The organism is Tatumella citrea, from assembly GCF_002163585.1.
Classification (GTDB): domain Bacteria; phylum Pseudomonadota; class Gammaproteobacteria; order Enterobacterales; family Enterobacteriaceae; genus Tatumella; species Tatumella citrea.
The window spans coordinates 1,227,518-1,248,413 of the sequence record NZ_CP015579.1 but is presented as its reverse complement, the minus strand read 5'-3'; the positions used below and the strand labels follow the sequence as shown (position 1 = coordinate 1,248,413).

The following is a 20,896-nucleotide window of genomic DNA, read 5'->3' as shown; positions in this document are numbered from 1 at the left end:
CCTGCCAGATAATGATTTCTAAATTGCGGTTCTCTGACGGCCAGGTGGCTCGTCCGGTTCCCGGCGATTAACGATATTGTTTCCCGACAGAAACGTCCCGAAAGATGCGTATCATCATATTCCCTGAACCTTAGCCAGCAATTAGACATCAGGACTTAGAAAAAAAACAGACGACATTTCTTAAATAACGTGCTGTATATGATAGATAAAAACTATTTCTCTCTATTGGTATCGGGCAGTTTTCTAAAAAAATCCAGTTATCGGTTGTAAACAAATGCTAACCGGCATGCCCTGTGGGGTTCAGGCCCCGCTTTTTTGCCCTAAATGCTATTAGGATCAGCCAGCGACACGCCGGTTAACGCCAGACCATTTGTAGTACTTTCAAACAGGAGTATTAACCAATGTCAGTCTCAGGAAGCGAAGTTATTATCTCAGCCAGTGATTTACACCAGTTCATATTTTCTTTATGGCAGTATGCGGGAAGTGAAACTACAGAAGCGCGGCTGATTGCAGATCACCTGATCTCAGCGAATCTGGCCGGTCACGACTCACACGGTGCAGGAATGGTGCCCTCTTATATGCGTTCAATGCAACAAGGGCATCTGCAACTCAACCAGCAGGCCCGGTTGGTCAAAGACAGCGGGGTTATTCTGACTTTTGATGGTCAGGCCGCATTCGGTCAGGTTGCTGCCCGTCAGGCTATAGATGCCGGTATAGAACGAGCCCTGCAGTTTGGAATGTCTGCTGTCGGTTTACATAATGCTCACCATATTGGACGGATCGGTTACTGGGCTGAGGCCTGTGCTGAACATGGACTGGTATCATTTCACTTTGTTAACGTCACCGGCGATCCGATGGTCGCTCCGTTTGGCGGCAGTGATCGTCGTTTCGGAACAAACCCGTTTTGTGCCATTTTCCCGAGAGCCGGAAAACCACCGTTATTACTGGATTTCGCTACCAGTGCTATTGCCTACGGTAAAACCAGAGTCGCGTGGAATAAAGGTGTCCAGGTAGCTAAAGGTTCTCTGATTGACAGTACAGGACAGCCAACCCGTGAACCATCAGTGATGCATCAGTCACCCTATGGAGCACTGTTGCCGTTTGGTCAGCACAAAGGATATGCCCTGGCGGTGATGTGTGAAATCCTGGGAGGTGCACTTTCCGGCGGCCAGACGACCTACACAGAAACACTTCAATCCAGCCATGATGCAATATTCAATTGCATGACCTCAGTGATTATTAACCCGGAAGCCTTCGGCGCACCGCACATGGAGCAGGAAGCAGAAGCTTTTATTGAGTGGGTTAAAAACTCTCCCGAAGCCGGAGAAGGTTCGATAAAAGTGCCTGGTGAATGGGAAGCAATGAATCGCCAACTCAGGCAGCGGGATGGTATTCCACTGGATATACAAAGCTGGAATGATATTGTGGCTGCAGCCAGGAAAGCCGGCATGCCAGAGCATGAAATCCCTGTATTTAACTGACGACAGGCGCTCAAAAACAGGACACAGTTTCAGCCAGCAGGGTGTTGTTGAAACTGTGTTCTGCATTCAGTCAGAAGCGTTCGCCGGGAGTATGCACTGCAGAGACTTCTGAATCAGTCTGCGCCAGAATTTCCTGTGCCATCTGTTCATCTTCCGGATCTTTTTCAAGTCCTTGTTGCATAGATCCTTTTTTCGGTGAGTAGATCAGGTGGGCAAGAAACGGATAATGATCGGAACCGATACTCTCCAGGCGCCGAAGAGCACCCAGCACAAAATCCTGGCTGTGAAAAACGTGGTCCAGTGGCCAGCGGAAAATTGGGTAACCGGCATGGAAAGTGCAATACATGCCTCTGCCTCTGCGTGGATCTAACAGACCGCTCAGTTTGAGAAACAGCCGGGTAGTCGCTGACCATGCCACATCATTCAGGTCTCCCGTGACAATTGTAGGTAAACGGCTGGGAGCAACACTTTTTCCTACCATCACCAGTTCGGCATCTCTGTCTGTTGACTCATCATTTTCAGTAGGACTTGGCGGCATAGGATGAAGGCAATGCAGGCGAACTGAAACCTCGTCATTCAGTTTTACCAGCATATGCATTGACGGGATTTCATCATCGACCAGATACTGAATCTGCGCATCGCTCAGTGGAAGTTTCGACCAGACATGCATGCCGTAAAGGTTATCTTTAGGGCATTTAAGGCTATACGGATAGTCACCATCTAGAACACTCAGTTGCTGTTCCCACCACAAATCAGTTTCTACAGCCACCAGAATATCGGGACGTTCAGTGCTGACCAGTTTCAGCAGCTTATCCACCCCACGGTTTGGCGTAAGAACATTGGAGACCAGAAGTCGAATACCTGGTTGCCTGATATAGCCGCTGGCGTCTCTGACCTGCTTCTTACCCCAGGGGGTGTAAGGCAGTACCCACCAGCCATGATAAACAAAACACAGCAAGGCAATAATCAACAGGATCCCGCAAAGCAGTGGTGCATCTGGCCAGGCATACCATTGCGTCAACACCAGTACTCCGGAAATTACCAGCAGCTGTACTCTGGGGAAATCCCAAACCCTGACCCACCATGCAGAGTGGCGTGACAGAGATGCCAGACTGACCAACGCCAACAGTAAAGTCAAAAAACAATCCAGATAAATCACGACTACTCCTTCTGTCCTGTCGGTAAGACTACCTTTGAGTAATTACTGCTGATAATAGTACAAATTAGCGGTATGGCGGCTGATGTCGGTAATTTTCCGATCCGGCAGTTGTGAACAGGACAAACCAGTCACTGTATATACACCGCTCAGAACCATAACCTTACACTTGTGCGTGAATTAATCATTCCAGTGTAGTTATATAAACAACTGATTATTAAATTTATTATTCCAGTTTCACTCTCATTATTATCACATTCTTACTTCAGTAATGCGGAGTGGCTCCAGAAAAAAGCAACGATAACCTGATGGATACGGATAACATCATCGCCAGTCCAGGATTTATAACTCAAACGACCGGGAGCCTTTTAATTTCGGAGTCATCACTGACAACGATGTAAAATTCTATGGCAGAGGAAGAAATTCATTGGCATTGGGGGGCGCCATGGATTTAACCGTCAGGGAAAACCCACAGATAATATTCCTTTCGGGTCTTTTAATGGCAGCCTGAGAGACGAATGTCTGACTGCCACTGGTTAAATGTCACTTAAAGATACTTAGGAGAATATGCAACACCGGGGTCAGAGATGGAGAAACAACTGTACTGGTAGTAGTACCCACCTTCCGGCTTCTGTTCAGGGTACCCTGACAAAGCTTATATCAATGTTAACAGCCGCTGGGCTGATCCGCACCGGGCCATTAACAACAAAAAGCTAAAACAAATAATCAGTGGCACTTCAGGGTTTCAATCCCTTAAGACCGCCTGCTCCGGAATAAAGGGGAGAAAAATGATGCGTGCACTGCGCAGAGGTCAGGTCGAATCATTTTATTTTGAGATCCTCGTGGGGTATGCGTCTGGTGAGCATACTCTTTGAAATATAAGACATTAAGTTACACCAGAGTTTCTCCCATCAAAAAAATTTTAACAGAGCCTTCCCAACTGCCGACCCGCTAAAAAGGCCCTGTGACTGGCAATCCAGACGGCATCACAGCAATGGACGCTACGGGTAAGGGACTGGCGTATGGCGATAAGCCTCTTTTTATTATCGGGTTCGGTAACCGTCTGATTGGTCAGGTCCGGGAAAAGGCATTTATACAGAATAATGAACATGCTCCCCCCGGAGAGCCATATCAGGCGTTCTGTTTTCTGGCCTGAAAGCTAAAAAATTTCCTCTGTGTTAAACAATAACTCATGTGTTGATTCCCTAAACGCCATCACACCCTGCATATCAGGCAGAGCTGTTAACGCCCCTTTTGCAGAGGTTGCGAGCGCACCACAGGCACTGGCTTGCGTCAAAGCCTGTTTGAGCTGCATCAGATTTTCTAAACTATTTCCCTGAGCTACACTTGCCAGTAATCCTGCCATAAACGCATCGCCCGCACCGGTCGTATCAATACTTTCTACATCGTATGCGCTCACCTGAATGACCTGAGCCTGCCATAGCACAATTGCCCCTTCAGAGCCGCACGTCACCACCTTCAGCCGTGACGGATAGTTGTTTAAGGTTCTCAGTGCTTTTTGATGCTGCGTAGTACCAGCCAGCCAGTACAACTCCTCCAGTGAGAGCTTGAGAATATCTGCCTTAAGTGCAAAATGGCGCACAGTCTCTAACATCTTTTGGGCATCTGGCCACATCTGCTCACGCAGATTAATGTCAAAACTCAACAGGCCGCCGCCCTGCCTGATAGTATCAATAGCACGCTCCAGGGTGTTGCGGCAGGTCGTAGCGACCAGGGCCAGTGAGCAAAAATGTAAAATGTCTTTACCTAATTCCGGGAGATTGTCGTCCGTCAAAAACTGATCAGCTGACGGGGCGACCAGAAAGGTAAAACTGCGATCACCCTTGTCACCGAGTGAAACCAGCACGGTGCTGGTTCGGTGCTGCGTATCACACTGCATATAACGGGTATCCACACCGTGCACAACCAGCAAATTTTTCAGAAAATGGCCGAAGGGATCGTCGCCGACACGGCCGATAAAACCGCAGTCGCATCCCAGACGCGTGGCACCGACAGCGACATTGACCGGAGCGCTCCCCGCGCAGGCACTGAACTGCATTTCCCCCTGTGGCAGTAAATCAATCACCGCGTCGCCTAATGTCCAGACTTTCATAATTTTCCCTTAATATAAATCACATATCAGAACAGATATTTAAAGCGAATCCGTGCGCCGTAACGTTCGTCGTTACTGCCACTATCAGATGCCGATGAATCGAGCCAGGAGGCGTAAGCCCCGAGGTAAATAATGAAATTGGGCATATCCATGATATCTGGCAGTTGCCATGAAGTGTGGAGGGTATGAATGTCGTAGCGGCCCGGAGCGAGGATCGCGCAGTCGTTGTCACAGTCGGCTCTTACCCCCGCCATATTGAATTTGTCGATTTTATTGTGGGCATAGATATAACCAAGCTCTACTCGATGCCACAACGCATTGATTCCGGTAGTAAAATCTTGTTCATCTGCAGCATTAAGATAAGCCGTGCTTAAATTTACTATAGCACCGTGGTCTGGATCGGTTTTCAGAGTGTTCCAGCTCATTGTCATACCGTAACCGGTACGGCTGGACTTATCTTCAAAGCGGCCGTTCATCTGCTGATAGCCATAGGCATTATTCACCAGATTGCTCTCCATTGCGGCAGCTACCGACCACGAGTCAGACTGCCAAGCCACCACCGGACGCACATACACTACATTTTTACGGTTATCCAGTGCATTGCCGTGATAGGTTTGGTCGACGAAGAGCGAACTGCCGTCTTCCACCAGCGTATTGACTTCGAAATACCAGTTATCTATGTTTTTGCTTAGCAGGAAATTGCCACCGCTATTGCTGCGACCCCGGCCTTCTTTCATCATGTAGATATAGCCGTAACCGTCGCTGTAGAGATCGTTAGCGGTATTTCCGGAGTACTCAATAAAGGTATCCTGATTTAGCGGGAACATATCCCAGGCTTCAAAGCGACCTGTTTTAATTTTCCAGTCATCCTGTTGACCGAAGAAAAATGCTGCGTCGTCAAGATTCATTTTTCCATTCAGGTCCGCTAACGGCTGCACGCTGAAACCGACATATTTACCATTAACACCTGTTCTCATCCCATCAAAACCAAGAAGAATGCGCCCATTAATATCCCAGCGTTCTTTTTTACCTGGCGTCCAGTTTTTATTTGCGTTCGTTTTAAGCGAGGTAAGGCCGTCGGTACGGCTAGCCTCGTCCATATTAAACTCAACATCACCATAGAATTTTAAATCGCCGTTATCATTAACCTGTAGCGAAGGTTTTGCAGATGCGCTGCTGGCAATCGTGCGGGGTTCACTCTGTTTTAATTCGCGGATCTCGGCTTCTGCACTGGCGGCGCGCGCTTCGGTGGCTTTTAGTCGGTTTTCCATTCGCGCCAGACGCTCTTCAACAGAGAGGCGTTCCTGCGCACAGGCCATTCCGCTAAATACAGATGTCAACACACAACCGATTAAGATTATTTTCATCGGGAAACCTTTTATTATTGCGTTAAACCATCATTAATGGCTCAGGAGAACAATCCGGATAAATAGGCAGCAAGAACCCGTCCGTCGCCAGGGACGGGTTATTTTTAATGTTTGTTTTATTTATTCAAGTTGCCATGCACCGCTATCAGATAATAAAGCACTGCCACTCCAGGAAAATAAACATAACTCCCGACGTCCGTCCTCAGGATATATACGACTGCTGAGGCACGCCTCGCCGTTATTGACGAAGACTTCAACTGATGAACTGTCGATAAATAGCCGCAGATGCAGATCACGACAGAGGAGTATTGGCACGCTGCGTGTTCCGCATAGGCTATGCTGAGGATAGCAACGCTCCAGCACCAGACGCTGCTGCTGGGCATCAACATATACCCTCAGCCCATCACCAAGACCCAGTCCATACTGTTCGGCATCGCTGTCAGACGTTTTCCAGTTAAGCACCACTTCCATAGCTTCGGCATTTTCCGCCACGCCGACCTGCTGATTGCTCAACCTGCTAACCGGCCAGGGCAACCAGCTTTGACGCAGGCTTTCCACTTCTCTGGCCGGACGCATTTGCAGACGATTATCGTTACTAAGGCTGAGTTCCCGCGGAAGAGACAGCATACCGGCCCAACCATCCTGCTGTTCCGGCAGCGGCGATTCCCACATATCCAGCCAGCCAATGACAATGCGTCGTCCGTCAGGCGTCAGGAAACTCTGAGGAGCGTAAAAGTCATGGCCGTGATCCATTTCGACAAAGCCACTGGTGCGGACAAACGGTTGCCCTGGCTGCCAGTCACCAAGAAGATAGCCACTCTGGAACAGATTGCGATGGTTGAAACCTCGTGCAGTCATGCCCTGCGGGGAGAACATCAGCACTCGCTTATTACCTAGGGTAAAGAAGTCCGGGCATTCCCACATGAAGCCCATTCCTGATTCCGCTTCGTCCAGCACGCCTTCTTCCTGCCACTGATGCAGATCTGTAGAACGATACAAGCGCACCTGCCCGGTCTCACCTATACGTGAGCCGACGATCATGTACCATAAGTCTCCTTCGCGCCAGACTTTCGGGTCCCGGAAATGGTGAATACCCTGCGGTGTATCTACCACAATCCCCTGCCGCTCAAAGTGAATGCCGTCGCGACTGGTTGCCAAACACTGCACCTGATAGAGGTTGTCTTCGTTACTGGCGTCACCGTGGAATTTGTGGCCTGTGTAGATCAATGCCAGGGTATCACCGTCCACCACCGCTGAGCCGGAAAAGCAGCCATCTTTGTCTTCCGCCCCTTCCGGGGCAAGCGCCACGGGTAAATGCTCCCAGTGCAGCAGATCCTGACTTCGCGCGTGTCCCCAATGCATCGGTCCCCATTGGGTGGAGTATGGATGATGCTGATAAAAGGCGTGATACCAGCCGTCGAACCATACTAGTCCGTTAGGATCGTTCATCCATCCCGCCCGGGCGGCCAGATGGTAGTGCGGGTACCAGCGTAGATTGAGCGCATCGCTCTTCGCTTTAAGTTCCTGTTCAGCTTCAGCAATTGAGTAGGTCATTATTTACACTCTTTTCATTCAGATAGCGGAAAATTTTGAGATTTGCGAATTCGCCGAAGCGTCGCTGTTTCGCAGTAAAAACATTGAGATAAAGGTGATACAGAACACCAGCATGCCCATAAACAGATAGGATTCAGCGAAACCATATCTTTCGTAGCTGTAACCCGCCAGTGGTGATAGCACCGTGGCGATAACCGAACTGGTGCAGGCGAAACCCACCAAATAAAGCGTCGATGAAAGACGCTTGTCAAAATTCAAGCTGTTATATTTGAAGATCGCCACCAGAAGAACCGGCAGCTCGACGGCATGTAGCAGTTTGGCAATGGATATCAGCAACGGCCCTTCTACCAGCCCGGAGGCAATCATGCGCATCGCCATCACCATGCCAGCGAAGATCAGGCCATTTTTAGCACCCACGCGGTTCACCAGCCACGGCGCACAAAACATCCCACCCGCTTCAAGCAATACCTGAAATGAATTCAGATAGCCGTACATCTCATTACCTTCCTGAAACGAGGCAAATTGCGACGAAAAATAGACCGGAAATTGTTGATCGTACACGCTGTAAATACAGGTGCCGACGACGAAAAACACCATTGCCCAGAAACGCGGCAGGGTCAGCAGACGCAGCGCATCTTGCAGCGTCACTTTTCCTCCTGCCACTGCTTCCTGCATGGCATGGGCCGCAGAGGACACTCGCAGCCGGGCCAGCAGTACCATAAACATCAGCCCGGAGCAGCTGGCCACCGCAAAATTCAACTTCGGGTCAATATTAAACAGCAGCCCGGCAAAAAACGTTGCTACCGCCCATCCCAATGACCCCCACATCCGCGCTTTGCCAAATTCGAACTGGCTCTGACGAGCCACCCGCTCGGTAAAGGATTCCAGCACGCCGATACCGCCATTAAAGGTCAGACCGATGAAAATGCCACCGAATACGCTGCCGAGCAGAATATTAACTTTCAGCAGGTACTCAAACAGCAGAAAAGCCGGGCCGGAGAGGATCAGCATCACCGTGAGATACCACAAAAGATGTTTGCGCAGGCCAAGCTTATCCTGAATGAAGCCGTAGCAAATTTGCGCGAACAGCGCGGAGATCGAGAGAACCGAATAGATAATCCCCGTATCCCCGGCTTTCAGCCTGATTTCCTGATGCAGCCAGATGGAAAGTAATGAGCCTGAGGCAGACCAGCTGACAAAAAAGAAAAACAGCAGAGCACTGAGTAAAGGGTAACTGCGGGAATGATGGACTTTCATCATAGCTATCTCATATTTAAGCAATGATTAGATGGTAACGTTAACATAAAATAATCATCACCCCATTTTCCTTCCATTTATGAGGTTAATCACAAAAGTTAACGTTAACATACGAGATATGAGATCCAGCTCAACACTTGTGATAAAAGGTTTGCGGCTTGCCCGAAAAGAGTCACGTATTATCCCTTTCACATCAGCAAATTAGTTATAATGCCGTAGCAACACGGTAATGATGGAGTAAGACAATGGCCTCTCTAAAAGATGTGGCAAAATTGGCAAACGTATCACTGATGACCGTGTCCCGCGCGCTTAACAGCCCGGACCGTCTAAAACCAAAAACCCTGGCTCGCGTGCAAAAGGCCATCGAGCTGACGAACTATGTGCCGGATCTGTCAGCAAAGAAGATCCGCAATGCTCATGCTTCCCCCAATACCATCGGCGTTCTTGCGCTGGATACCGTGACTACCCCGTTCTCTGTGGAGATTACCCTATCCATTGAAGAAACCGCCCGCGCACGAGGCTGGAACAGTTTTGTGGTCAACATGTTCTCCGATGACAGCCCGGAAACCATGGTCGATCTGCTGCTCTCTCACCGTCCGGACGGCATCATCTATACCACCATGGGTCTGCGCCAGGTTCCGTTGCCTCCCAAGCTGCTGACATTGCCTTGCGTGCTGGCGAACTGTGAAAGCCAGCACGCTCCGGTCGCGAGCTACATTCCGGATGATGAACAGGGTCAGTATAACGCGGTGCAGGCGCTGCTGGCTGCTGGTTATCGTCGTCCGCTTTGTCTGCACTTACCCGCAAAACATCTGGCAACTATCCGACGCCGCCAGGGACTGGAACGCGCATGCCGCGAAGCCGGTGTCGATCCGGATACGCTCGCTCACGTGTATATGGAATCTGGCGATGAGCACTATCGCGATATGCCCGGGATACTGCTGGCGCATATGCTACACGGCAAGCCGCAGCACGACTCAGTGATCTGCGGCAACGATCGCATCGCGTTTATGGTGTATCAAACATTGCTTGGGCAGGGGTTACGTATCCCGCAGGACGTTGCTGTACTGGGTTATGACAATATGGTGGGTATTGGCGATCTCTTCGTCCCCCCGCTTTCGACGGTACAGCTACCGCACTATCAGATTGGTCGCTTGAGTGCGCTACACATTATTAATCAGCTAACACACAGCGATATCACTCGGGTGGAAAGTCCGCTTCTTTTGCGCGAATCGCTGTAGTATGGCCGCCAGGATTTCTCAACCAGGGAAAGTGATAACAATTTAAAATTTTATAACCGTATCGCGATCTTACTAAATGAGTGTTTGCTGAGAGTCACCGGCAGCATTGGATTTACTGAGGCATCAGTCCTCCGTGACCCGTAGTCATCCCCGGTCTGCCCGTTTATACGGGCAGACTATTTTTTACCCGAATATAATCCGGTCATCCCCGCAGCGCCCAGGGCATGCCCTTCCAGTTTCTGTAGCAACTCAGCCTGACTCAACCCTTCCGGCAAACTATCCGCAGGTAGATTCGTGGCTACCAGAGTAAAAGTGTAAGTGTGAATATCGCCATTCACCGGCGGACACGGACCGTCATACACCAGTTTATCAAAGCTGTTTTTCCCGCCGATAAACCCATGGCCGTTAGCCAGAGCAGTTCTCAGAAACTGATGCTGAGTGGCCGGAATACCATAGGCGAGCAGATGGGTAGCACCCAGCCCGTTACGACCTTCTGCATCCTGAATAATCAATGCAAAACTCTGTGTGGCAGCAGGCGGGTTTTCCCAGCTCAGTGGCGGAGAAATATTTTGCCCATGACAGCTTTTGACGTGAGGAAGATTTCCGCCCATTGCCGAAGGCATAACATGACCGGAAGTAAAATCAGGGGAAGTTAAAGTGAAAGGAGCCGCAGTTGCGCTAAATGCTGCAGTCAGACTCAGGCTGGCTAACAACAAACTGTTCAACGTTTTTTTCATCGGTTATTCCGGTAAAAGGTTCAGCCGGCTACACCGGCAAGAGCTAAACATAAATCTGTCGCTCAACCCTGAACCAAATTACCGAAAAACACAATGGTTGTGCCGGGAAACGGGTTCCCGACAACAATATCGTTTAGTTAACAGCGATCAGCGCTGGTCTTCCCCTGCCTGCTGCACAAAAAATGAAGCACCTTTCGGTTTCTGAGGCAAACGGAACTGGTTATCCACGCAACGAATATTGCCACTCTCTTCACCTGCCACTACCTGACGTTCATGTTGCGAAGGCAACGGATTTTCGGCCAGAGGCAAAGCATCTTCGGCTGAATAAACAGCGATAAACAAAGTTCGTGGCAACGGGCTGTTATTCGGCGCAGAAGCATGTAACAAGCGGGTATGCATAAAACAAACACTACCGGCAGGTCCAAGACAGGCAACCGGACTGGTACATTGTTCTTTTACGACCTGGTCATCCACTGAGCCGGTAAATTTTCCTTCCTGCCAGTGATTATGTAACGGCCCCTTATGACTTCCCGGGATCACCTGTAACGGACCATTATCGGCCGTCACTTCACTGACCATTAACAAGGCAGTCACCAGGTCATCATTGGTATGTGGCGTAAACAGAAAATCCTGATGCCACTTCACCTCGGTTTTTGTACCAGGCAGTTTTGAATTGATTTTACTATGGTGAAAACGAACAGCAGGACCAATCAGCTGCGCCGCAATCTCACTCATCCGCGACTGACAGGCAGCCTGGTAATAAAGTGCGGATATTTCTGTAGGAGAGGCAATCCTGCGTAAAGAGGGATGATCTGCTGAGTGATCACTGTCAACATCAAAGCGCGAACGTCCGTCAATAGTTTCACCATAGGCACTGTTGTGCTGGCGGCTTTCTTCAACCCATGCGGCAAATGCCGTCTGTAATGCATCGATCTCTTCGGCTGAAAATACCTGTTCGACAACCAGAACACCCTGCTCATTAAACTGGTCTACCTGCCATTGTTCAATCATAACTGCCTCATTACTACCACGGAGCTACCTGCCTTACCTCCACGGTGATGTCACTGATGCAATAACAAGGTTTAACGCCGGCAGGAGTGTCTGGCGTTAAACCTTCCCTGGTGCAGAAATGAAAATTAACTGGCTTTAATCGTTTTAATATCTTCAGCTGTTACCGGGATGAAATGGTATTTTTCAAACAGTTGTTTGTACTGCGCCGTTTTACTGAACTTACTCAACCCTTCTTCCATAGCTTTTTTGACGACAGGGTCATCTTTACGTACCCCGAATCCAATCAGAACCGGATACAGCAATTTGTCAGAAGTGATAACGACCCGACCTTTAAGCCGCTGAACCACACCCTGGGCCACGGCTACATCGGTAATCTGTGCTTCAACCGCCTTAGAAAGCAATGCCTGAGTTACCTGTGGATCTGTCGGATACTCGCTAATGGTAATCGCCGGTTTGCCTTTGGCTACACAGGAGTCCTGAGAGAATTTCATCAGACCTTGCAGGAAAGAAGTACCCGCCATAGTACCAATTTTATGGCCGCACATTTCGGCCGGGTCTTCAGGCTTATATTTGCTGTCGGACAGAGTCACTATCTTCTCACCGGTTTTCAGGTAAGGGATCATATCAATCACTTTCAGGCGCTCAGCCGTGATATACATCGAAGAGTTAGTGATATCAAAGCGTTTGCCTTGCAGGCCCGGAATCAGGTTAGGAAAACGGGTATCGACATTCACTGAGGTTTTACCTAAGGACGCGGCAATGCCCTTTAGCATTTCAATATCAAACCCGGCGGGCTGGCCATTCAGCATATATTCATAAGGAGCAAAAGTAATATCTGAACCGGCGGTGATAACCCCGGGTTTCAGAAAGTCGGCATTAGCCTGGCTGGCCATTGCCAGTAATCCTAAACCTAACGCTGCTGATAAACACCGCACTGAGGACAACGAATGGGTCACTTTCATAAGACTCTCCTGCTGAGGCAATCGCCCTGCGATAATATGTTACTGTCGGGGGTAGACTTCACGGGTGCATATCATTACTGCCCCAGTAATATCCGCAGTAATCTTGCGGCTGTAGTTACTTTCAACCAAATATTGCCTGTAAGGAAAGTACGAAATTTATTGTCAGACCAACGAAAAAAAATGCCCAACTTATCCAGAGGAAAAAATTATTACCGCGATTTTTCGTCAGATAAATACTGCTGATGAATACCACCAGTGGAAAAATAAAACCGGTCGAAAATATGATAATAAACAATCGCGGAAGAATAACAGAGACAGAACAACAGACAGACAGACTATTATAAACAGGTCTTTGATCATCGGATCCCATTCACTGATATATAAGTAAATCAGTTTACTGCACAGAAGCAGCCGAAACCGGGAAATGGCTGGCCCCTGAAATATCAACACCCGGTTTCGGTTTTCTTCTGCATTCCGGAGGAAAAGTCCCCCGTTCAGGATTCCAGCATAAATTTTATCATCAGAGAGATTTGCGCCGAAAGCATGGCTTCCCCGGTATGAACCGGCAGCCCGGCCTGTTCCGCAGCCAGCAGCAACGGCGTTTTTTCGGGATAAATAATAATGTCACACACCAGAGTTCCCGGCCCCAGATGTTGCAGTGAGAATGCCTGCTGGTCATCATCGCCCATTCCGGCAGGCGTCGCATTAATGGCAATATCACAATGAGACGGGCTACGGGTTCCGTGGATAACGACCAGTCCGGGGTGATGGCTGGCCAACTGCCCTGCCAGTTCTAATACTGCGGGTTCAGATCGGTTATACAAAATAAGCTCGGTAACGCCATGACTGGCCAGCGCATGAGCAATAGCACTGGCAGCGCCACCAGCCCCGGCCAGATAAATTCTTTTCCCGGCAACCTCATAACCCCGTTGCTGTAATCCGGAGACGAATCCTTCTCCGTCGAACAGGGCTCCGCTCAGTTTTCCGTCCGGCAGTCTTTTAATCACATTACAGGCACCGGCCAGTTGTGCCTCTGGCGAAATATAATCCAGTAACCCTGTTACTGCACGCTTATGTGGCATGGTAATCACGGCACCTGAAAAATTCTGGCAATGCCTTAACCCCTCCAGTGCCGACTGCAGTCCATCAGGGGCAACATGCAAAGGGATCATAAGTACGTTTTCCCTCTGCTGCTGGCTTAACTCCCGGTTGATCAGTTGTGGAGCCCTGACCCGGGCGATCGGGTCACCAATAATAGCCATTAATCGCGTTAACCCACTGACAGACTCAACAGATGACATATCCCTTTCTCCGCGAATAATTAATTTCCGGCCAGTTCACTGATTATAACAGACAGTGAAAATTTGCCATTTTGCACAGGATCCTTTGGCAATTTATGTCGGCTGACAGACTATGATAAGCATCCCCGCCAGTGCGACCACCCCACCGGCAATATCCCATCGGGTGAGTGAAATTCCTTCGACAATTCTTAACCAGGCCAGCGCAACACAAATATAAACACCGCCATAAGCCGCATAAGTCCTGCCAGCCGCCGCCGGATTAAGCGTTAATAACCAGGCAAATATTATCAGGCAAAGTGCTCCGGGTAGCAGCAGCCAGTGGCTTTTGTGTTCACGTAATACCAGATACGGAAACCAGCACCCGGCGATTTCTGCCACCGCCGTCAGAATAAATAACAAACCAGTTTTTAGTAACAGCATGCGTCCTGATTCACTCCCTGAGATGATTTTATTGCTATAGCAACAGTCACCCTATCCCTGTAAGCACAAGGGCTGGCAACGTTTTACTACAGTTATAGTGTAAGAGACCCCGATATTTTTTACGGCCAGATATTGAGGAATATTCATGTTATATCGCAACATTGGTTCTGCCAGATAGTAAAAGTCACGATATGCTGAGAGTTGTCTTCAGGAAATCCCGCCGCTGAGCGGACAGAGTAAGTATCAGGCCGGGTCGCTGTCAGTGACTGCCTATGTTTTTACTATCAGGAGAATTTCAGAGATGACTAAACGACTACTGGGACAGACGAGTTTGTCCATCACCCCACTGGTATTTGGCGGCAATGTGTTCGGATGGACCATTGATGAGGCCGCCAGCTTTAAAATACTGGATGCTTTTATCGATCACGGTTTTGACACCATCGATACTGCCGATGTCTATTCCCGCTGGGCAGAAGGTAACCAGGGGGGAGAATCTGAAACCATTATCGGTCGCTGGCTGAAAGCCCATCCTGGCCGCCGTGAACAGATAAAATTATTCACCAAAGTCGGTTCAGATTTAGGTATTGAAGGCCATAAAGGATTATCGAAAAAATGGATTATCCAGGCTGTAGAAGACTCGTTACGCCGTCTGAATACTGATTATATTGATCTCTATTTCTCTCACTGGCCTGATCCTGAAACTCCGTACGAAGAGACTCTGGAAGCCTACAAAAAACTGCTGGCTGACGGAAAAATTCGTGCCATAGGTGCATCTAACCTCGATGCCACCCAGCTTTCTGATGCCCTGAATGTTGCCGCTCAACACTCACTGCCGGCCTACCAGGTATTGCAACCAGAGTATAACCTGTATGATCGCAGCAGCTTTGACGGTCCACTGCGTGATCTGTGCATTAAGAAAAATATTGGTGTTGTTACCTACTACAGTCTGGCCTCAGGTTTCCTGACCGGAAAATACCGCAAACAGGACGATTTACAACAAAGCAAACGTGGCTCAGGAATCAGTAAATACCTGAATCCGCGTGGTTTTAAAATTGTGGATGCCATTACCAGCGTGGCGGAAGAACATAATGCCAAACCCGCTGAAGTAGCGCTGGCCTGGCTGATTGCCCGCGAAGGAGTCACGGCACCGATTGCCAGTGCCACCAGTACCAGTCAGGTCGAAAGCTTTGCTAAAGCACTGCTGCTTTCGCTGACACCTCAGCAGCTGTCACTGTTGGATACTGTCAGCAAATAATCTGCTTTCCTTAAAATCGTTCAGGGGCCTTCAACGCCCCTGAAAATATCTTCATGCCAGTGGTTCTCTCACGCTGTTCCAGATCTTACGTTTACAGCCAACAGTATCCCCCAGCGAAGAAATTCCCTCGTTATTCAGCGACAGACTTTGTGACAGCACATCATCCCCCCCGGGTTGCCCATAGAACAACGGGTCATGATATTTTATAAAATTAACCCAGTGCTGCATCAGCAGTGCGCCTGTCAGAGAATGCTGTGCATCGGATGCTACAAAACCTTGCATATAAGGATCGTTAAAATTACGCCAGATGTAGGGTAAATCACAGGCATGCACGCAGTAGCCTTCAAACACTCCTTCGGTCTGCAACAGATTAAACCGGTAAAGGTAAGTACCGGCATCAGTCATCTGATGAGCTTCGGCAAGATCGAGTGTTGGCAAAATATATTCGAGGTCAGAGATAATATCGATCAGCGGATAATCCGAATATTGCAGATGAATCTGCTCAACACACTGTTGTAGTTGGCGGGGCAGATAGTGAGTCAGTTTAGCCCGGCAAAGATTGGCAGGAAGCTGAAAATAGCCATCATGCTGATTAAAACCCGCCAGCAAAGGAATTCTGGTGGCCGTTTTTTTTGCAATGGCCTGCTGTGGGGAGTCCTGTAAAAACTTTCCGTCAGTCACCGTGCGAAACGGGAACAGAAAACCGTACTCTTCGACAGTGCGGGTTTGCGCCATCATCAGATGCCGGTCACTGGCCTGCAGGGGGGAATCGCTGCCGCTAATCTGTTCCAGGTGCTGTAAAAAAATCGTAGTGACATCATTAGCCTGCTGCAATGAATGTACACAAGAACCTCCACCGCTCGCTGAAATCGCCGCATGAAACAATCCTCTTCCCTGCCCGCTGGCCAGCAACGCCGCCACTGATTTTGCCCCCGATGACTCTCCGGCAAGAGTCACGCGGCCAGCATCACCATTAAATACAGAAATATTTTCCTGCACCCACTGTAAGGCCAGTATCTGGTCATGATGAGCGACATTACCGCTGCCGTGGAACTGGTGGCCCAGGGCCTGGCCCAGTTCCATAAATCCCATACATCCCAGCCGGTAACTGACCGTCACTACCACGATGCCTTCACTGGCCAGAGTCTGTCCGTCATAGACCGGCTGGCTGGCGCTACCGTACATTGCTGACCCACCATGCAGCCAGACCAGCACAGGGTAACCATTGACCGGCGAGGGTGCTGCAGGTGCCCAGACATTCAGATAAAGACAATCCTCACTGACGGAGAATGGCGAAATCATCAGCTCAGCTGAAAGGCCGGATCGGCGTTCTGGCTGAAGAGCCGCAGGCCGAAACTGTGTGGCATCAATCATCTGTGCCGGATTTATGACGGCTTCAGAAACGAGAAAACGTCGTTCAGCCACTGGCGGCTCGCCATACGGAATTCCCCGGAAGCAATTAATCCTGCCATTTGTGGTTCCGGTAATCGCACTCAGTCCGGTGTCGACGGTGACCTGCATAGTAATGACCTATGGTAAACGGGGCCGGTTAACGATGATCCGGCCCGTGGGCAAGTTATTTTGGCATCAGTGTTGCGATATCCTGCGGCGTCAGACGAGTAAATCCGTAACGCTGCAACAATTGCTGATAACCCGGGGTTTGCTGATACTCCGTGATAGCACGGGTCAAAGCTTCTTTAACCTCAGTATCACCTTTTCTGACTCCGATACCAATCAGTACCGGGGTCAGCAATTCATCTGAAGTCACTTTCAGCCTGTTTTTAAAGCGGTCAGTCAGCCCTTTAGATAATGCAGCATCGGTAAGCTGAGCATCGGCAGCATGACTAAATAAAGCACGGGTTGCTTCCGGATTAGACGGATATTCTTCGATGATTATTTTTTGATGTGTCGCTGAATCAGCACAGAGTGAATCGTTAGCTACCCGCATCTGTTTAGCGGCAAATGATCCCTGCATTGTGGCCACTTTTTTTCCACACAGCATCGTCATATTTGTCAGGTTTTTCGGAGCGCTGGCCAGCATCACTATTGCCTGCCCTCCTTTCAGGTAAGGAATCATATCCATTGCCTGAAGTCGTTGCGGAGTAATATATAATGACGAACTCATAATATCGTATTTTCCGCTCATCAGCCCCACAACAAGATTAGCGAATCTGGTATCCATAAATACCGGTTTGCGATTCATTAATTTTGCAACCTGAGTCATAAACTCAATATCAAAGCCCTGAGGCTGGTCATTTTTGACATATTCATAAGGATAATATGTCATATCTGAACCAATAGTCAGGTTACCCGCAGATGAAAAACCATTGGCACAGGCATAAAAACTACTCAACGCCAGGCTGGCAATGGCTGCCATCATTTTAAATTTACTCATAATCACCCCATAAAAATAACCTATGAAAAATTCAATTCAACATAAGAAAAATATATTAATAATCCAGGAAAGAGATAAAACCGTGACTAAATTTATATGACAACAAAACCCCGAAAAGTAATTTTATAATTCCAGTCTGGTAAAGATTAAATAATGATATATATTGCCAGTAACCACATTCCCGTTACTCTCTGTTGGTACTACCAGCTACCCTCAGCTTACGGTTCGTCATTTTCACTCTGGCATGTTGCCTTGTCCGGGAGAAGTCAAAAACAGACTTATTATTTTCATAATAGGCATTACGAACCTGAAAATATGTCTGTTATTGTCCGGCTGACAGCGTGCATTTCTGAATGGCAGAATCTGCCCGGAAAGACACCAGCAGGAGCACAAAAACCAAAATTGCCACTCTAAATTTTTGATGTTTTTATTCAAAAAATAGTGGTGATGTTTTTGGCGCTTTTGACGTACCTTACTATTTTTAAACGGGGAATTTTTATGAATAAGCTGATTGCTGGTTTTGATCGTGTTGTAGATCATCCTGATTTTGCGAAACTGCTGCTGCGTCTGGTGTTCGGGTTGCTGATGCTGTTTCACGGCAGTTTTAAGCTGGTACATGGGGTCGACTGGATTAAACCGATGCTGGCGGCCCATGGTTTACCAGGTTTTGTAGCCTATGGTGCTTACATTGGAGAAATTATTGCACCAGTATTAATTATACTGGGAGTCTGGACCCGGGTTGCCGGGCTGGTTTACGCCATTAACCTGTTATTCGCCGTCGTACTGGTAGTAGGTGGTAACTTCTTCAAAACTACCGAGGTTGGTGCATGGGCACTGGAAACCGAAGCACTTTACTTCTTTGGTGGCCTGATCATTATGTTGCTCGGTGCGGGAAAATACAGTATCTCCCGACAGTAGCAATTTTTATTACCCCCAAATTTCCTGCGAATCTGTGTCCGACAGGAAATATTAACTGTGTCAGACGTTGTTGTATTTGGCTGCCGGCAAATCTGCCGGCAGTTTTTTATCCCGCGTAGGCCAACGCCTGTCAGGTCTGATTTTGTGTATTACGCAGCAAATTTTCAGACATTTCATCCAGTGCCTGCTGATTAGCCAGCCCCCATAAATACATTTGCTCTACAGGCTCTGCCACTATTTTCCCCAAAGCGGTCAGCGAATATTCCACTTTCGGCGGGACGACACTAAACACTTCCCGGTGAATAAGCCCCCGTAACTCCAGTTCCTTTAGCGTCTGAAACAACATCTTTTTGGAAATACCTTGTAGGCTGCGTTGCAGCTCCCCGGTTCTGGCTGCGCCATGAGGCCAGTGCCAGAGTGCATGCAACACCATGCTGCTCCATTTCACCGAAAACAGATCCATCAGCCTGCGAGGCCCTGAATCTGCATAGAAATACAACTTATCCCCTTCCCACTCCGGCATGCTCTGCTCCGTTATTGACGGGTAGTCACCAAATGGTGACTACTACCATTTATGGTTCTGCATATCTATAGTGTGCCACTCTTTTTATGTCGTAACACTTCGCGGGGCTGTCCCGCTGGCAGGCAGACTATGCAAATTAACTCTCTTATGGCCCTGAACTCCAAAACTCCGCTGGCAACCGGGCCCGTTTCTCTCCGTCCTGTACAACCCGGTGATGTCCGTATTGATATTCTCTATTGTGGCGTATGCCATTCCGATTTGCATATGGCACGTAATGAATGGGGCGTCAGCCAATATCCTCTGGTTCCGGGGCATGAAATTGTCGGCAGAGTCAGGGAAACCGGAGCTGCAGTCAGCCGTTTTCGGCCCGGAGACTATGTCGGCGTCGGAGTGATGGTTGATTCCTGCGGGCAATGTCAGTTCTGCCAACAGCAGGAAGAGCAATATTGTAGTCAGGGGTTTACGCCGACCTATAACGGAACCGATCGTTACACCGGTAAAACAACCTTCGGTGGCTATGCTGAGCAGATTATTGTCGATCAGCATTTTGTTGTCTCCGTGCCCGATAACCTGCCTTTGCATGCTGTTGCACCGCTGCTCTGCGCAGGAGTAACCGTCTGGTCTCCCCTGAAAAATCACAATCTGCAACCCGGGCAGAAAGTCGGTGTAATTGGTCTGGGCGGTCTTGGTCATATGGCGGTCAAACTGGCCAGTGCCCTGGGAGCAGAAGTCACCTTATTCACTACCTCGCCGCAAAAAGGCGTCGATGCACTACGTCTGGGCGCGACTCAGGTGGTGGTTTCAACCGATGCCGTGCAAATGGCAGAATGCAGCCAAAAACTGGATCTGATTCTGAACTGTGTTGCGGCTCCGCACTCGTTGGATCCCTATCTGAACACGCTGAAAACCAATGGCCGAATGGTACTGGTGGGTATTCCTGATAATCCACATCCGGGCCCGGAAATCACTCCGCTGGTTTTCAGACGTCTGAGCATCAGTGGTTCGTCAATTGGTAGCATTGCAGAAACCCAGCAAATGCTCGACTTCTGCGGTAAGCATGATATTACAGCGGATGTTGAGATGATTGGTGGTGAGGATATTGAGGAGGCATTTAGTCGGATGTTGTCAGGGAACATTAAATACCGCTTCGTTATCGATATGCAACGAACCCGCTGGGATCATGTCGCTGGCTAAGTGTTGCGCCG

General features: G+C 48.9%; 19 protein-coding genes and 1 pseudogene. 7 read left to right on the top strand and 13 right to left on the bottom strand.

The features are described 5' to 3' along the window. The first annotated feature begins 401 nt into the window (after positions 1 to 401). Positions 402 to 1,481, top strand: a complete 1,080-nt coding sequence (locus tag A7K98_RS05955) for a malate/lactate/ureidoglycolate dehydrogenase (RefSeq protein WP_087487734.1) — start codon at positions 402 to 404, stop codon at positions 1,479 to 1,481. 70 nt (positions 1,482 to 1,551) lie between these two features. Here the strand turns inward: A7K98_RS05955 and A7K98_RS05950 are convergent, their stop codons facing one another. Beyond that, positions 1,552 to 2,640: an endonuclease/exonuclease/phosphatase family protein gene (locus A7K98_RS05950; protein WP_087487733.1), complete on the bottom strand. Its 1,089-nt coding sequence runs from the start codon at positions 2,638 to 2,640 to the stop codon at positions 1,552 to 1,554. Between the two features lie 707 nt (positions 2,641 to 3,347). Between A7K98_RS05950 and A7K98_RS21720 the strand changes: the two are divergent. Together A7K98_RS21720 and A7K98_RS21265 are read left to right on the top strand one after the other, a co-directional pair. Beyond that, positions 3,348 to 3,512 (top strand): annotated as a pseudogene (locus tag A7K98_RS21720) (IS6 family transposase); the annotation flags it as partial. An 89-nt stretch (positions 3,513 to 3,601) separates the two neighbouring features. Further along, positions 3,602 to 3,793: a hypothetical protein gene (locus A7K98_RS21265; RefSeq protein ID WP_157665880.1), complete on the top strand. Its 192-nt coding sequence runs from the start codon at positions 3,602 to 3,604 to the stop codon at positions 3,791 to 3,793. A gap of 3 nt (positions 3,794 to 3,796) precedes the next feature. On the opposite strand, the gene A7K98_RS05945 is transcribed toward A7K98_RS21265, so the two are convergent. The 4 genes from A7K98_RS05945 to A7K98_RS05930 form a co-directional block, all read right to left on the bottom strand. Beyond that, on the bottom strand, positions 3,797 to 4,750 hold the full coding sequence (locus A7K98_RS05945; RefSeq protein ID WP_087487732.1) for an aminoimidazole riboside kinase: 954 nt from the start codon (positions 4,748 to 4,750) through the stop codon (positions 3,797 to 3,799). A 26-nt stretch (positions 4,751 to 4,776) separates the two neighbouring features. Then, positions 4,777 to 6,117: a carbohydrate porin gene (locus A7K98_RS05940; protein ID WP_087487731.1), complete on the bottom strand. Its 1,341-nt coding sequence runs from the start codon at positions 6,115 to 6,117 to the stop codon at positions 4,777 to 4,779. Positions 6,118 to 6,237: 120 nt separating this feature from the next. Then, on the bottom strand, positions 6,238 to 7,671 hold the full coding sequence (locus A7K98_RS05935; RefSeq protein ID WP_087487730.1) for a glycoside hydrolase family 32 protein: 1,434 nt from the start codon (positions 7,669 to 7,671) through the stop codon (positions 6,238 to 6,240). Positions 7,672 to 7,689: 18 nt separating this feature from the next. Beyond that, positions 7,690 to 8,931, bottom strand: a complete 1,242-nt coding sequence (locus tag A7K98_RS05930; RefSeq protein ID WP_087487729.1) for an MFS transporter — start codon at positions 8,929 to 8,931, stop codon at positions 7,690 to 7,692. 242 nt (positions 8,932 to 9,173) lie between these two features. Between A7K98_RS05930 and A7K98_RS05925 the strand changes: the two genes are divergently transcribed. After that, complete coding sequence (locus A7K98_RS05925) at positions 9,174 to 10,169, top strand: LacI family DNA-binding transcriptional regulator (RefSeq protein ID WP_087487728.1); 996 nt, start codon at positions 9,174 to 9,176, stop codon at positions 10,167 to 10,169. Positions 10,170 to 10,345: 176 nt separating this feature from the next. Here A7K98_RS05925 and A7K98_RS05920 read toward each other — a convergent pair whose 3' ends face one another. From A7K98_RS05920 to A7K98_RS05895, 5 genes are all read right to left on the bottom strand, one after another. Next, positions 10,346 to 10,906, bottom strand: a complete 561-nt coding sequence (locus A7K98_RS05920; RefSeq protein WP_232461594.1) for a YbhB/YbcL family Raf kinase inhibitor-like protein — start codon at positions 10,904 to 10,906, stop codon at positions 10,346 to 10,348. 147 nt (positions 10,907 to 11,053) lie between these two features. Next, a complete protein-coding gene (locus tag A7K98_RS05915; RefSeq protein WP_087487727.1) occupies positions 11,054 to 11,917 on the bottom strand; it encodes a phytanoyl-CoA dioxygenase family protein in 864 nt (287 codons plus the stop codon). A gap of 125 nt (positions 11,918 to 12,042) precedes the next feature. Further along, positions 12,043 to 12,810: an ABC transporter substrate-binding protein gene (locus A7K98_RS05910; RefSeq protein ID WP_232461629.1), complete on the bottom strand. Its 768-nt coding sequence runs from the start codon at positions 12,808 to 12,810 to the stop codon at positions 12,043 to 12,045. A 563-nt stretch (positions 12,811 to 13,373) separates the two neighbouring features. Then, complete coding sequence (locus A7K98_RS05900) at positions 13,374 to 14,180, bottom strand: shikimate dehydrogenase family protein (RefSeq protein WP_087487724.1); 807 nt, start codon at positions 14,178 to 14,180, stop codon at positions 13,374 to 13,376. A 93-nt stretch (positions 14,181 to 14,273) separates the two neighbouring features. Then, positions 14,274 to 14,600: a YnfA family protein gene (locus tag A7K98_RS05895; RefSeq protein ID WP_087487723.1), complete on the bottom strand. Its 327-nt coding sequence runs from the start codon at positions 14,598 to 14,600 to the stop codon at positions 14,274 to 14,276. Between the two features lie 301 nt (positions 14,601 to 14,901). Here A7K98_RS05895 and A7K98_RS05890 point away from each other — a divergent pair, with 301 nt between their 5' ends. Further along, entirely contained in the window at positions 14,902 to 15,855 is a 954-nt protein-coding gene (locus A7K98_RS05890; RefSeq protein ID WP_087487722.1) for an aldo/keto reductase, read from the top strand. Positions 15,856 to 15,906: 51 nt separating this feature from the next. Here A7K98_RS05890 and A7K98_RS05885 read toward each other — a convergent pair whose 3' ends face one another. Beyond that, complete coding sequence (locus tag A7K98_RS05885) at positions 15,907 to 17,376, bottom strand: carboxylesterase/lipase family protein (protein WP_087487721.1); 1,470 nt, start codon at positions 17,374 to 17,376, stop codon at positions 15,907 to 15,909. Between the two features lie 55 nt (positions 17,377 to 17,431). Next, positions 17,432 to 18,250 carry a transporter substrate-binding domain-containing protein gene (locus A7K98_RS05880; RefSeq protein ID WP_087487720.1) on the bottom strand — a complete coding sequence of 273 codons (819 nt, stop codon included), beginning with the start codon at positions 18,248 to 18,250 and terminating at the stop codon, positions 17,432 to 17,434. 498 nt (positions 18,251 to 18,748) lie between these two features. Here A7K98_RS05880 and A7K98_RS05875 point away from each other — a divergent pair, with 498 nt between their 5' ends. Continuing rightward, positions 18,749 to 19,168: a DoxX family protein gene (locus tag A7K98_RS05875; protein ID WP_087487719.1), complete on the top strand. Its 420-nt coding sequence runs from the start codon at positions 18,749 to 18,751 to the stop codon at positions 19,166 to 19,168. 130 nt (positions 19,169 to 19,298) lie between these two features. Here the strand turns inward: A7K98_RS05875 and A7K98_RS05870 are convergent, their stop codons facing one another. Continuing rightward, on the bottom strand, positions 19,299 to 19,691 hold the full coding sequence (locus A7K98_RS05870) for a winged helix-turn-helix transcriptional regulator (protein WP_087487718.1): 393 nt from the start codon (positions 19,689 to 19,691) through the stop codon (positions 19,299 to 19,301). A 129-nt stretch (positions 19,692 to 19,820) separates the two neighbouring features. Between A7K98_RS05870 and A7K98_RS05865 the strand changes: the two genes are divergently transcribed. Beyond that, positions 19,821 to 20,885, top strand: a complete 1,065-nt coding sequence (locus tag A7K98_RS05865; protein WP_087487717.1) for an NAD(P)-dependent alcohol dehydrogenase — start codon at positions 19,821 to 19,823, stop codon at positions 20,883 to 20,885. Positions 20,886 to 20,896: the final 11 nt, after the last annotated feature.